Annotated in this window: 4 protein-coding genes and 2 pseudogenes; 5 read left to right on the top strand and 1 reads right to left on the bottom strand. The window is 51.5% G+C overall.

The genetic code is table 11. The features are described 5' to 3' along the window. The first annotated feature begins 47 nt into the window (after positions 1 to 47). A complete protein-coding gene (locus LF95_RS21130) occupies positions 48 to 848 on the top strand; it encodes a SapC family protein (RefSeq protein ID WP_252509854.1) in 801 nt (266 codons plus the stop codon). A 76-nt stretch (positions 849 to 924) separates the two neighbouring features. Here LF95_RS21130 and LF95_RS21125 read toward each other — a convergent pair. Then, positions 925 to 2003 (bottom strand): annotated as a pseudogene (locus LF95_RS21125) (IS3 family transposase). Positions 2004 to 2381: 378 nt separating this feature from the next. Here LF95_RS21125 and LF95_RS21115 point away from each other — a divergent pair. The 4 genes and pseudogenes from LF95_RS21115 to LF95_RS21100 all read left to right on the top strand — a co-directional run bounded on the left by LF95_RS21115 (position 2382) and on the right by LF95_RS21100 (position 15490). Next, positions 2382 to 4091 carry a ShlB/FhaC/HecB family hemolysin secretion/activation protein gene (locus LF95_RS21115; RefSeq protein ID WP_252509853.1) on the top strand — a complete coding sequence of 570 codons (1710 nt, stop codon included), beginning with the start codon at positions 2382 to 2384 and terminating at the stop codon, positions 4089 to 4091. 15 nt (positions 4092 to 4106) lie between these two features. Next, positions 4107 to 11927: pseudogene (locus LF95_RS23705) on the top strand (filamentous hemagglutinin N-terminal domain-containing protein); the annotation flags it as partial. Between the two features lies 1 nt (position 11928). Next, on the top strand, positions 11929 to 14673 hold a 2745-nt coding region (locus LF95_RS21105), incomplete at its 5' end, for a beta strand repeat-containing protein (RefSeq protein ID WP_371440835.1). A 49-nt stretch (positions 14674 to 14722) separates the two neighbouring features. Further along, a complete protein-coding gene (locus tag LF95_RS21100; protein ID WP_073957189.1) occupies positions 14723 to 15490 on the top strand; it encodes a SapC family protein in 768 nt (255 codons plus the stop codon). Positions 15491 to 15592: the final 102 nt, after the last annotated feature.

Raw genomic sequence — 15592 nt, 5'->3', positions numbered from 1 at the left:
TTCAATTGAAGAACATGAAAAACCAATGAGTGAAGTGAGGAAAATTCGTGGCTAAGGAAAGCAAGACAAACGGTGTAGCGAAAAAAGGTGCAGCAAGTGCCTCGGCAGGCGCTGGCGGTGCGGCATCAGCATTGCCGCTGTTTTACAGCAAGCCGCGTGCAGTGCTGGCGGAACGGCATGGCAATATGTCGCTGACCCCGACGTCGGATTTTTCATTTGCTGCCAACACCAATTCGGTGCCGATCGTGGCAACCGAACTGCCGATGGTGTGCAAGAATTATCCGATCCTGTTTACCGACGGGGCGCAGACCCAGATGGTTGCGCTGCTGGGCTTGCGCGCCTCTGAAAATCTGATGGTCGATGACAAGGGCAACTGGACTCCGGGTACCTATGTTCCGGCTTATATCCGCCGTTATCCTTTCATCTTTTTTGAGAATGAAGAAAAAAGCCAATACACCCTGTGTGTGGATGAAGATGCCAAAACCGTTGTCGAAGGCACGGAAAACCCGTTCTTTGTGGATGGTGAGCCGTCCAAAATGACGCAGGGTGCGCTGGATTTCTGCCGCGATTATCAGGCGCATTATGTTGCAACTGCCGAGTTCCTCAAGGCAATCAGCGAAGCTGACCTGCTGGTGGAAAACCGTGCCGATGCGACGCTGGCCGATGGCAGTAAGCTTAGCTTGTCGGGTTTCAAGGTGATTGATGAGACCAGGTTCAACGCCCTTGATGATGAAACCTTCCTGGCGTGGCGCAAGCGTGGCTGGTTGCATCTGGTGTATTGCCATTTCATTTCCAATGGCAACTGGAATGCACTGGTCGAACGGGCGGCGATGAAGGTCGCAAATTAAGGTAGTGATAGGCCATAAGGCAGGTGCTCTGAGACCTAATGCTGGACCGCCGGAGATCAGAGTTCTCCGGCTTTTATCACGGTGACAGGCTGGTAACATCGCCGGGATAATGCAGTGAAATCGGGACCTTGTACCCGATTGCCGAATGAGGACGATCCTCGTTGTAGTGTCTACGCCAATTCTCTAACTTTTCACGGGAATCTGCAAGGCTCGTGAACCAGTGGGTGTTCAGACATTCCATCCGTAGCTTGCTGTTAAAAGCTTCAATGAAGCCGTTATCTGTCGGTTTTCCAGGACGTGAGAAGTCCAGTGTAACGCTATTTGCATCGGCCCAGAGATCGAGATCACGAGAGATAAATTCGCTGCCATTATCCACCCTGATCGTTTTTGGATAACCAGCTTGCTTGCATACTCTTTCGAGCGTCTGAACCACATCCTCACCCCGCTAGGTAAACCGAGGGTCAGTAGCAGGACAATAGCGTGAATGGGTATCGACAATGGTCAGAATGCGTAACTTCGTTCCGGTGGCAAGCTGATCATGCACAAAATCCATCGCCCGGATGTCGTTTGGTCCGACTGCAATCTGCCGGTGCTCGCGCAGCTTGGCCTTGACCCGCCGCTTGGGATGCCTGTTTCTGAGTTGGAGACCCAACTCTTTGTAAATTCGACGCGTTTTTTCATGTTGATCACCCAACCTTCCCGGCGCAACAGGACGTGAACACGTCGATAGCCATAACGAACACGCGCTTCCCAAATCGCCTTGATCCGTCCGACGGGATTTGTAGTGATAGGTCGAGGTGTTAAACGGCAAAACCCTGCAGGCCCGCCTGATTGATATTCCCCATTCCACTAACATCCCGTTGACCAGCTTGTGCTTCCAGGCAGGTCTTAAAGCTTTCGGCAAATAACATCTTGACGCATTTCACGATCAAGTGTCAGGTCCGCAACAATCTTTTTCAGCCGATTATTCTCATCTTCAAGAGCCTTCAGCCGGCGCATCTCGTCGGGTAACAAACCCGCATATTTCTTTTTCCAGTTGAAATATGTCGCCTGACTGATACCGGCCTTGCGACATATTTCCGCAACCGGCATTCCACTCTCGCCCTGCTTCAAAATAAACGCCTTCTGTGCGTTCGAAAAATTCGATGCTTTCATATCTTCCGCTCCTTTTTCCAACCAGAAATCTAGCGCGGAAAACTCCAATCAAAAACGATCCAGTTTAAAGGGCGCAGAGCACCTGAATCTGATCAAACTCGACTTTCTCTAGTTATAAATACTTAAATATTTCATATTTATCAGTAGGTTGGCGCGTTCTCAGGCACGGTTCGCGACGGTTAGATTTTGTCAGAATTGCGGAATTGCACGTCACTTAAGAAGCCGACTATAAAAACCTATATAAGAGTATTTTTTGTTGAGCTTTAGCTAAGTCTGCAAGGAAAAATAGTATTGTTATACCAATGCTAACGGCTAGTTAGCGCATCCCGTTCGTATGGGGCGTTCGTGTTGCGCTACGGAATTTATCTGGGGGATTGCGTGAAGAAATACAATGGCTTTATGCGACGTTATTGCGTTGCGGGTATCACCTGTTCGTTGCTCATATTGGGCTCTGGTATGCAGGCTTGGGCGCAGACAGTACCGTCGAAATTGCCTTCGGGTGCCGAAGCCGGTCGTGATCTCTCCCAGCCAGATATTCCGATGCCGTCCAGTAAAGCAGGTAGCATTTCCGTGCCAGGCGCGGCAGCGGTCGAAGTCCCGCCTGGGGCAGAAAATGCCAAATTTATTTTGACGTCATTCGTTATAGAAGGGGCAACGGCTTTCCCCGCCGACGAATTGGCATCATTTTACCAGGATATGCTTGGTAAAACGATCACCGTGGCTGACGCATTCAGGATTGCTGCGAATATTGAGCTTAAATATCGAAATGCGGGATATGTGATTTCGCGCGTGATTGTCCCTCCCCAGGAAGTCACCGACGGCGTTTTCAAGATCCGCGTCGTGGAAGGATTTATTTCCGATATCGTCGTGCAGGAGGATGTTGGGCCGGTCAGCGCAGCTATTAAAAGGTTGTTAAACCCGATCATAGGTAAAACACCGATTACCGTTGACGAAATGGAACGCCGCCTGCTTTTGGCAAATGACCTGGCGGGTATGACGGTTCGCGCAACGCTAAAACCGTCCCAAACCGCACCTGGCGGGTCGGAAATGCTGGTCGAGGCAGATCGCGAAGCTGTTTCCGGCATGGTTTCATTGGATAACCGTAATTCCCCCTATTCCGGTAATGCGGAAGGCCTGGGACAGGTTCAGTTCAACTCTTTCGGCTCACATGGCGATCAGGTTGCTATTCAAACCCAGCTCTCCTCGCCAATCGAGAGGTCCTGGTCTGTCAGCGCCAATTATCAGGGCATGTTTTCTGATGACGGGCTCACACTCGGCTTTAATTCCAGCTATGGTCGCTCCCGCCCGGGGAAAGAGCTTGACGTCCTTGATGTTAACAGTGTCGTGATTGCCGAGCGTGGCGTTGTCACATATCCGCTTATTCGCTCTCGCCTGCAAAATTTACGTGTATCGGGCGAATATGAATACCGTGCGATCGATACCGACATGCTGGATAATCCGTTTAATCGGGATCGACTGCATATCGTGCGGGCAGGGCTGAGTTATGACCGGACGGATACCTGGCAGGGCATTACGGCTGCCCGTGTGACCCTTCATCGTGGTCTTGGTATCTTGAATGCGACGGAAAAGGGCAACCCCCTGGCGTCGCGTGCAGATGCAAGTGGTTCCTTCACCAAGGCTACGATGGAACTGACCCGTATTCAGCAGGTAACGCAAACGGTCAGTCTGCTTGCCACGGCGACGGGGCAATATGCCGTTGATCCTCTGTTGGCCAGCGAAGAAATCGCCCTGGGCGGATCCAATTACGGACGTGGTTTTAATGCCAATGAATTTTCGGGCGATGATGGCTGGGCGACGTCCCTTGAAGTCCGCTATTCGCCCGATCTGCCCGAAATGTTCCCTAACGGTATCCAGTTTTACAGTTTCGTCGATAGCGGCCAGGTCTGGAATATCGACGATAACGTGTCGCATGCGCGTACCAGTGCCTCCTCCTTTGGTGGCGGTATTCGCCTGAACATTCTGGATAATCTCTTTGCATCGGCTGAAGTGGCAAAAGGATTCCGCAAACCCACGTCGGATTCCTCGGCAAAGCCCCAGGCCTTCTTCACCCTTACAGCCAAATTTTAAGTGCGGGTCAGCATTATGAGCAAAAACAGCTTCACCCTTCGGACACGTCGTCTTTCGAAATCCGCTGCAAAATCTGCTGCTATGGTCTCTCTGAAGGCAAACGGGAATTTGGCACCCGCCCGCAAGCGCCCGGCAAAGGATCTGACGCCCTTTAATCTTCTGGCCGGTGCGACTGCGCTTGGATCGCTTTTTTATGCGATGGCGCCGCTGGCCCAGGCGCAGCCAAACCTGCCGCAGGGCGGTAGTGTTGCGGCTGGTAATGTCACGATTGGCCAGTCTGCGCCCGATACGATGAATGTCGTGCAGGGGTCGAACTCGGCCATTGTGAACTGGCAGAGCTTTAACGTTGGCAGTGGCCATACCGTCAATTTCCAGCAGCCCAATGCCAGCAGTGTCATCCTTAACCGTGTTGTCGGCAATGATCCATCCTCCATTTTCGGGACGATCAGGGCAAATGGTAATGTGATGCTGGTGAACCCGAATGGTGTGGTGTTTGGCCCCGGGTCGCGGGTGGATGTTGGCGGCCTTGTCGCAACTACGGCTAATATCCGCGATGCCGATTTTATGGCGGGTCATTACAATTTTGACCTGGCATCGGTCAATCCCTCTGCATCGATTGTCAATGCGGGCGATATCAGCATCCGTGATGCCGGGCTTGCCGCACTTGTCGCGCCGACTGTCGAGAATTCCGGGGTCATTAATGCCCGTTTGGGCAAGGTTTCCCTGGGCGGAGCAAAAACCTTTGCCCTGGATTTTCAGGGGGACGGCCTGCTGAGCTTTGGTGTCGATGCCGATGTCGATACAGCGCCGCTTGACCAGGAGGGGGGGCAGGTTGCGTCCCTGGTCAGCAATAGTGGCTCGATCATTGCCGATGGTGGCGTTGTTGCCATCTCCGCCCGCGCGGTAAAGGATGTGATTGATAATGTTGTCAACACCCAGGGTCTGATCCAGGCCAATAGTGTATCCGCGTCCAATGGGCGCATCATCCTCTCGGGGGGGGATCATGGCACGGTTGTGGCTGGAGGCAGCCTTAAGGCAACGGGGAATGATTCCGGTGAAACCGGCGGCAGCATCATTGCGACCGGTGATAAAATTGCGGTTGGCGCACATGCCGACATTGACGCCTCCGGCCATGCCGGTGGTGGTCTGGTTGCGATTGGCAGTGAAGGCGACGGCGAAAAGGGCCGGGGCACCGGTGCCTGGTCAAACGAAGTTGATGTTGCCAAAACCGCCAGCCTGAAGGCGGATGCCATTGATCATGGCAATGGCGGCAATATAACGCTTCTTTCCGAAAAACTGACCGACTTTGGCGGCAGCATTTCCGCTCGCGGCGGGGCGGAAGGCGGCAATGGCGGCTTTGCCGAAGTTTCAAGCCATAAAAACATCAAATTGACCGGATCGATCGATTTGAATGCACCGAATGGCGATGCGGGAACCTTCCTTTTGGACCCTGACAGCCTAAAGATTGTCGCCGGATCTGGTGGTAGCCAGGATGGTAACGCTGGTGACGGGAATATTGGATCCGGCGATCAAAACAATGGTCAAAATACTGTTTCGGCCAGTGTATTGGAAGGAATTTCGGAAAATGCAGATATCACTCTCGAAGCAACCGGGCTGATTACGGTTGATACCAGCCTTAATTTGAAAACAAAAGCAGGTCATTCTTTTAAGCTAGAATCGACCGGTGCGGAGGGTATTACATTTACGGATGCAGCGAATATAATTTCTACTGGAGGTGGTGAAGTATTTTTGCTCGCAGAAACAGCCGGTGCAAGCATCAGAAATGTTCCAAATATAAGTACTCACACTCACTCTTCTAAAGGCTATGTGGAAATCAAGGCAGATAAGGACATTGAGCTGGCTGGCGAGATAGAAACTGGAGGGCAAAACGTTTTTATAAAATCTAATAATGGATCCATTTATAAGAAATCTGGTTCCATGGAAGATCAGCGTATACATGCGTACATACTTTATCTTTATGGTAAGAATATTGGATCTGCTGATAATCCTATTCCTATATCTTCTTCCGTATTAGAGCTGCACTCTTCCGAGAATGTCTATGTTGAATCGAAATGGTCAATTAATTATCTTGATTTTTATCGTGATTATTCGAGGGAGGATGGAGGTCCTACAAATAAAACTTTTTCTTTTTACTCTGCTGATTCCAAGCAGAAAATTTTTATAACTGAAAATGGTGATTTAACGAATTTTGAAAATTTTACGTCCACAGGTGGCCCTCAGCTTAGATATTATACGTCTGGGACAGTTAAAATTGGTAAAGTCGATGTTTCTGGAGGGAATCTTATTCTTTCAACGGATTCTGGAAGCGTTTTATCAGCAGATGATAATTCTCTCTTAAAGATAGGGCGTTTGAGTATAAATGTTGGAGGTGAGGGTTCTTCGATTGGTTCATCTGATCAGCCATTGCTCACGAATGTTGAGTCTCTGTCTGCAATAGCGAATGGAAATATTAATATTCAAAATTCGGGTTCAGATGTTCTGGATATTGGTGGTTTTAGCTCTTTTAATGGAGACGTTACCCTTAAGACAGACGGAGATCTTTCCGCTTACGCTAGACTGTTCGGAGAAACTGTCTCCATTGCGGCGAAAAACATCGGTAGTAATAAAGATACCATCTGGACTCAGGCGGCGCACCTGAATCTGACCTCGTCTGGTGATATCAAGGTTTCATCGTACACGGATTTGACATCGCTTACGATTGACGGCAGCGGTCATACGGATGACAGTGACCGGACCCTTGCCATTAGGGCCGGGGGGTTGACCTGGTCTGTCACAGATCAGGCTGGTGTAACAACCTTTAACAATGTTACCGATACAACGGGCCTTGATTTTACCTATAAATCATCCGGTGCGATCCAGGTTGGTACCGTTAATGTCGGGGAAGGAAAGGTCAATCTTGCTGCCGGTTCCGGTAGTATTACCTCGATAGATGAAAATTCAATGCTGACGGCAAGCGAGTTGACTATTTCCGATGCTGATGCTGTTGGTTCAGATGATCATCCTTTTCTAACACAGATTAAATCTTTTAGTGCAGTATCGAGCCATTTTATTGACGACCCGATTTATTTGGAAAACACAGGGTTTTTGAAATTATCTTCCGTTCAAATCGTAAATAAAGATTTGAAGATTACCTCGAGCCAGGATATCGAGGTGATCGGCGATGTGAATGTCGGTTGGGGTAATGTTTCGCTGGTGTCCAAAGAAGGCGCGGTGCGTGCAAAGGCATCCGGGCAGAAGCCATTAATTTCAGCAAACAGTCTGACGGTTTCCGGCACCGCGATTGGGGCACCGGACAACGCCATCAATACTGGTGCGAAGGATCTACGGCTGACCTCGTCCGGTAATATTTATGTTAAATCGACCGGGGATTTGAGAGCGCTTACGATCGACGGCAGCGGGCATACGGATGATAGTGACCGGACCCTTGCCATCAGCGCAGAGGGTTTGACTTGGTCTGTCACTGATCAGGCTGGTGCGACAACCTTTGAAAATGTTGTCGATGAGTCGGGACTTGTTTTTAATTTCACCGATACTGCAAATCGACTTGTGATTGGCAATGTGAATGTTAACCGGGATTTGAATACTAGCCTGAGCTCTGTGAGCTTAACAGGTCTGGCTATAGGGTCCTTCGATAAAAATTCGCAGTTAGCAGCGAATTATCTGACGCTTAACGCAACAGTTGGAAATTCGTTTATTGGTTCAGCCGATCAGGCATTAGTCACGAATGTTAAGTTGCTATATGCAAGGGCGAATGGAAATATTAATATTCAAAATTCGGGTTCAGATGCTCTAAGTGTTGGTTATCTCACATCTTATAATGGAGACCTTGCGCTCAAGACAGGCGGAGATCTTTCTGTTTTTCAGACTCTGGAGGGCAAATCTGTCTCCATTACGGCGCAAAATATTGGTAGTGATGAAAATACCGTCAATACTTATACGACGCGACTGGATCTAACCTCGTCTGGTGATATTAATGTTAAATCGCTCAAGGATTTGGTATCTCTTGCGATTGACGGCAGCGACCATGCCGATAACAGTGACCGAACCCTTGCCGTCATTGCCGAGGGTTTGACCTGGTCTGTCGCGGATCAGGCTGGTGTAACAACCCTGGAAACTGTTACCGATACAACGGGCCTTGATTTTACCTATAAATCAGCCGGTGCGATCCAGGTTGGTACCGTTAATGTCGGGGAAGGAAAGGTCAATCTTGCTGCCAGTTCCGGTCGTATTACCTCGACAGATCAAAACGCGCTGTTGACAGCAAAATCCCTGACACTTGAATCAGCATCCGGTGTTGGTACCAGCGAAAATTATTTGCAAACTTCCGTTGGTGAAATTGTCGGAAATATAACCTCCGGGGATGTTTTTATTCATGATCATGCGTCGGTCGGACTTGGAAATGAAACGACGGCGTTGTCTCTTGCCAATGGGTCGCTGACGGTCGAGGCGCAAAACGGTGTCACGATCAATCAGGTCCTGGCCAGGACCGAAGGCAACAATGTTTCAGTCACCACACAAACCGGCGATATCAAGGTCAGTTCCCTTCTTGCGGGTGCCAGCGACTTTGCCACCAACGATCTTCCGGTCATTTCGAAAGTAACGCTGAAGGCGGTCAATGGCTCAGTCATCATTGATGGCGAGTCTCAGAAAGATCTCAACATAATGGCCGGCCAGCTTGTGCTGGAGGGGAAAAATAATGTTGGTGCCACTGATGCGCCGCTAGAGGTGAATGTCGCGGGTTGGGATGCCACCACGCATATTGATGGTTCCGTGATAGCGGTTCATAATCAGCGTGATGTCGATTTTACGCTGGGTGATAGTATCCACGCCACCGGCCATGTGTCGATTGACATCAGTTCCAGGGGCAATATCAATTGGGGAGATTTTGACAATGACACAATCGACAGTCTGCATCTTTCTTCCGATAAAACCCTGACACTTGCTGAAAATGTCACGGCAGGCGAGATTTATGTTGCGGGCAAGAATGACATTGTCACTGTATCTGGTGATACACCCCGCACCCTGAATCTTACGGCAACCACTGGCAAGGGTATTGAAGTGCATAGTGGTTCGGCTGGTGGAAACATAACAATCAACAGCTCGACGACGGCACTCACTGTGGAACTTACAGGCGATAGCGCGGCGCTTGTTGTTCATAACACGGGTGCGCTGGCGTCAATGAGCCTGTCGGCCCATAATGATGTAACGCTTGACAATGATGGCGATGTCAGCGGCGGCCCGATCAGGACTTACGGGTCGGGCCATACGGCACGGGTTACGGCCAAAACCGGTGACATTACGGTTGGTGACATTGATACCGGTTCGGAAGGGACGATCGAGCTTGTTTCGACACTGGGTAGCATTAAATTGTCGGAGAAGCAGCCTGACCTGATAGCGAAGACATTATTACTGACCAGTGCGAAAAACATTGGTTCGGAAGACAGGTATTTTCATGCGGGCGTTCAGACGCAGAGTGCGACTGTTACCGGTACCGGCAATATTTATATGTCTTATGACCCGGATAGTACGACCGGTATCCTGAAGGCCAGTGACGGGGATGTCTTTGTTTCCGGGCTTGGTGACCTGTCTGTCGATTTGTCCAAAATCGATCTTTCTGACGGGCACAAATTTGTTGGTTCAGCTGGCTCAAACGCGCTTAAAGCGCAGGGCAGTTATGACAATCAGAACAAAGATGTTGACTTTGATCTGACGGGTAATTCCGTTGATGTTGGCGAAATCAAAACCGCCGGGGTTCTGACTGTTAAGGGTGATGCAACACTTTCAGGCAATCTCTCTACGGGTGGTATTGATATTAAGGGTAATGCGACCGTTGGTGGTGCCGATCTGGGTTACAATACCGTAAATGGCGGGAATATTAACATTTCCGGCGATATCGACAGTAACAATGATGAAACCGGTTTTGACCTGACGATGAATGCAGGCTCAGGTAACATTTCCATCGGTGGTTCTGTAAAAAACAGCATTTCTGATCTGAGCCTGACAGGCGCAAATATTTCCCTTGGCAATGCAACAACGTCAGGAAAACAGCTTTATACCGGTGCCACCACGCTTGATGGGGATTATGTTGCCGGTGGTGACTTCACGGTCACGGGTGCCACCGTGCTGGCGGAAAATACGACGGTTGACACCACATCCCATAACGGCAATGTGACCTTTGACGGGACGATTGACAGCAGCGAGGCCGGTTCTCGCAGCCTGTCGGTCAATTCCGGTTCTGGCAGCATGAACTTCAAGGATGCGCTTGGGAAAACAAACCTGCTTCAATCTGTGACGCTGACGTCATCTGCCGATTCAGAAAACCCTGAGCTTGGTGGCGATATTGCGTTTGCAGCGGTTGCCAATGTCAGTGTGGTTGGCGATTTCCAACAGCTGGGCGGCCGTAATATTGACCTGCCCGCATCGATTGAAAGTGCGACTGGCAATATTGATATCAGCGGTGCGGCCCGACTGAAGGCCGGTGCCAGCAGCATCAAGGCCCTGAATGACAAAGAAGGTGGCCAGGTCCGTTTCCAGAGTACGATTACGGGCAGCGCGACCCAGCTGACGGTTGAAGCCGGTCAGAAAATCGCATTTGAGGGTGCCTATCGCGATGAAGGTGACGGGGCGTCTGTCGCCTTGAAGGCCCCCAAAATTGTGGTGAATGCGGTTACGACCAAGGCAGCGCAAAGCTACACCGGAACCACGACTCTCAATGGTGATCTTGCCGCAGGATCGATCCTTGTGGATGGCGATACTGTTCTTGGTCGGGATGGCGGGCCGTCTGATCCCGTAACCACGACACTTGATACAAGTGCGGCAAACGGGACCATCACGCTGAAGGGCACGCTGGATGGCGGTCGCGGCAATGTTGTTATGAAGGCCGGAGGCGGAGATGTTGCGATTGAGGGTGCAGTATCGAACAGCAACAGCCTGACTATTACGGGCGACACCATTGCCCTGCATGATGTGACGACGGATAAGAACCAGTCTTATAACGGTGCCACCACGCTTGATGGGGATTATGTTGCCGGTGGTGACTTCACGGTCACGGGTGCCACCGTGCTGGCGGAAAATACGACGGTTGACACCACATCCCATAACGGCAATGTGACCTTTGACGGGACGATTGACAGCAGCGGGGAAGGTGCTCGCAGCCTGTCGGTTAATTCCGGTTCTGGTCGCATGGACTTCAAGGATGCGCTTGGGGAAACAAACCAGCTTCAATCTGTGACCCTGACGTCCTCTGCCGATTCAGAGGACCCTGAGCTTACTGGCGATATTGCGTTTGCAGCGGTTGCCAATGTCAGTGTGGTTGGCGATTTCCAACAGCTGGGCGGCCGTAATATCGACCTGCCCGCATCGATTGAAAGTGCGACTGGCAATATTGATATCAGCGGTGCGGCCCGACTGAAGGCCGGTGCCAGCAGCATCAAGGCCCTGAATGACAAAGAAGGTGGCCAGGTCCGTTTCCAGAGTACGATTACGGGCAGCGCGACCCAGCTGACGGTTGAAGCCGGTCAGAAAATCGCATTTGAGGGTGCCTATCGCGATGAAGGTGACGGGGCGTCTGTCGCCTTGAAGGCCCCCAAAATTGTGGTGAATGCGGTTACGACCAAGGCAGCGCAAAGCTACACCGGAACCACGACTCTTAATGGTGATCTTGCCGCAGGATCGATCCTTGTGGATGGCGATACTGTTCTTGGTCGGGATGGCGGGTCGTCTGATCCCGTAACCACGACACTTGATACAAGTGCGGCAAATGGGACCATCACGCTGAAGGGCACGCTGGATGGCGGTCGCGGCGATGTTGTTATGNGTATCGAACAGCAACAGCCTGACTATTACGGGCGACACCATTGCCCTGCATGATGTGACGACGGATAAGAACCAGTCTTATAACGGTGCCACCACGCTTGATGGGGATTATGTTGCCGGTGGTGACTTCACGGTCACGGGTGCCACCGTGCTGGCGGAAAATACGACGGTTGACACCACATCCCATAACGGCAATGTGACCTTTGACGGGACGATTGACAGCAGCGGGGAAGGTGCTCGCAGCCTGTCGGTTAATTCCGGTTCTGGTCGCATGGACTTCAAGGATGCGCTTGGGGAAACAAACCAGCTTCAATCTGTGACCCTGACGTCCTCTGCCGATTCAGAGGACCCTGAGCTTACTGGCGATATTGCGTTTGCAGCGGTTGCCAATGTCAGTGTGGTTGGCGATTTCCAACAGCTGGGCGGCCGTAATATCGACCTGCCCGCATCGATTGAAAGTGCGACGGGGAATATTGACATCAGCGGTGCGGCCCGTCTGAAGGCCGGTGCCAGCAGCATCAAGGCCCTGAATGAAGGGGAAGGGGGCCAGGTCCATTTCCAGAGCACGATTACGGGCAGCGCCACCCAGCTGACGGTTGATGCAGGCCGGAAAATCGCATTTGAGGGCGCCTATCGCGATGAAGGTGACGGGGCGTCTGTCGCCTTGAAGGCCCCCAAAATTGTGGTGAATGCGGTTACGACCAAGGCGGCGCAAAGCTATACCGGAACCACGACTCTCAATGGTGATCTTGCCGCAGGATCGATCCTTGTGGATGGCGATACTGTTCTTGGTCGGGATGGCGGGTCGTCTGATCCCGTAACCACGACACTTGATACAAGTGCGGCAAATGGGACCATCACGCTGAAGGGCACGCTGGATGGCGGTCGCGGCGATGTTGTTATGAAGGCCGGAGGCGGCGATGTTGCGATTGAGGGTGCGGTATCGAACAGCAATAGCCTGACTATTACGGGCGACACCATTGCCCTGCATGATGTGACGACGGATAAGAACCAGTCTTATAACGGTGCCACCACGCTTGATGGGGATTATGTTGCCGGTGGTGACTTCACGGTCACGGGTGCCACCGTGCTGGCGGAAAATACGACGGTTGACACCACATCCCATAACGGCAATGTGACCTTTGACGGGACGATTGACAGCAGCGGGGAAGGTGCTCGCAGCCTGTCGGTTAATTCCGGTTCTGGCCGCATGGACTTCAAGGATGCGCTTGGGGAAACAAACCAGCTTCAATCTGTGACCCTGACGTCCTCTGCTGATGCAGAAGATTCTGAGCTTACTGGCGATATTGCGTTTGCAGCGGTTGCCAATGTCAGTGTGGTTGGTGATTTCCAACAGCTGGGTGGCCGTAATATCGACCTGCCCGCATCGATTGAAAGTACCAATGGCAATATTGATATCAGCGGTGCGGCCCGTCTGAAGGCCGGTGCCAGCAGCATCAAGGCCCTGAATGACAAAGAAGGTGGCCAGGTCCGTTTCCAGAGTACGATTACGGGCAGCGCGACCCAGCTGACGGTTGAAGCCGGTCAGAAAATCGCATTTGAGGGTGCCTATCGCGATGAAGGTGACGGGGCGTCTGTCGCCCTTAAGGCCCCGCAAATTGCCCTGCATGATGTGACGACGGATAAGAACCAGTCTTATACCGGTGCCACCACGCTTGATGGTACGTATCAATCAGGGCGGGATTTCACGGTTGATGGTGACATTGATGTTGCAGATGATACCGAAATAAGTACCCGAAATGGTATCCTTCTGCTTAAGGGGGCTGTTAGCAGTATTAAGCATGCGGACCTGACGCTGAATACCGGTGATGCCAAGACTGTATTTGATGAATCGCTGGGGGACGATATCAATACCCTTGGCAAGTTGACGATCAATGCGGGTGAAAATGGTGTGACCGAGTTTGCCCGCGCGGCCAGCATTTCGGTTCTGGACGGGTTGGTTTACACGGGTGGCATTGAACTGCTGCTGCCGGCAAACATCACTTCGACCAATGGCCCGATTACCCTTGGCAAGCTGAAACTGGTGGAAGATACCGACCCGCTTGATGAAATTGCGGTTAAGCCGCAATCGATTGACGGGGTGATTGCAACTCTGCCATCGGGCAAGGTGACAATCCGCAGTGGTGACGACATCACGATTGCCGGTTTGATTGGCACCTCTACCGATCTGGTTATGACGTCGGGTAAGGGCGATATTCGTATTGGCTCGAAAGAAGGAACCGAAGAGCAGAAGATCAATGTCCGCTCCCTGAATGTCGCAAAGGCGGGTTCGGCTAATCTTTACGGGAAAATTGGCGGTTCTTCCGGTTTAGAGGCATCGTTCGAGATTGGACCGCTAAAATTTGCGCCATATTTCATCAATGATGCTTTCTGGCGTTATCGTGAACTGCCTTCGTCAGCAGACAAAACGGTACCGATGCCTAAACCACCAAGCACCCCGCAGGTTGATGGCTTGTTTAATCTGAATGCGCCGGCGACCGGTGTCACTTCAGATGTTCTGGCTGCCTTTGCCTCCCCTGATGTTCTGAGTGTAGGAACGGCACCGACTGGTATTTCGGCGAGCCAAAGCCCGGGGGTGCTTAATACATCGAATGCCTCCTCAGGTGAGGGACAGGGCGCTGGTGATAATTCATCTGATATCGGGAACAGTTCTAATGATGGCAATCAGCCCGGCGTTGCCCGTGGGCAGTCGAGTGATAGTGATTTGATCCGGACGAATGACTAGTAATTCGACGGGACGAAACAAAGATTAACCAAAGAAACGAGGAATAGCCTTGGCTAAGGAAAGCAAAAATAACGGTGCGACCAAACAGGCGGCAGCAAGTCTGCCGCTGTTTTACAGCAAGCCGCGTGCGGTTCTGGCGGAACGGCATGGCAATATGTCGCTGACCCCGACGTCGGATTTTTCATTTGCCGCCAACACCAATTCGGTGCCGGTTGTGGCAACCGAACTGCCGATGGTCTGCAAGAATTATCCGATCCTGTTTACCGACGGGGCGCAGACCCAGATGGTTGCACTGCTGGGCTTGCGCGCCTCTGAAAACCTGATGGTCGATGACAAGGGTAACTGGTCCCCGGGTACCTATGTTCCGGCCTATATCCGCCGTTATCCCTTCATCTTTTTTGAAAATGAAGACAAAAGCCAATACACCCTGTGTGTGGATGAAGATGCCAAAACCGTTGTTGAAGGCACGGAAAACCCGTTCTTTGTGGATAGTGAGCCGTCCAAAATGACGCAGGGTGCGCTGGATTTCTGCCGCGATTACCAGGCACATTATGCCGCGACGGCAGAATTCCTCAAGGCAATCAGCGAAGCGGACCTTTTGGTGGAAAACCGGGCCGATGCGACGCTGGCCGATGGCCGCAAGCTTAGCCTGTCGGGTTTTAAGGTGATTGACGAGGCCAAGTTCAACGCGCTGGATGATGAAACTTTCCTGGCGTGGCGCAAGCATGGCTGGTTGCATCTGGTGTATTGCCATTTTATTTCCAATGGCAACTGGAATGCGCTGGTCGAACGCGCAGCGATGAAGGTCGCAAACTGACGGCGGTTTTTTGCCTGTTAAACATCATCCTCCCCCGATACAAAAATATCGGGGGATTTTTTTTTGACATGTTGTCATCGCCGTTGCTTTTGGCGATCTTGG

This window comes from Thalassospira sp. TSL5-1, assembly GCF_001907695.1.
GTDB lineage: Bacteria > Pseudomonadota > Alphaproteobacteria > Rhodospirillales > Thalassospiraceae > Thalassospira.
The sequence above is the reverse complement of the archived record's forward strand: the minus strand, read 5'-3'. Positions and strand labels throughout refer to the sequence as shown.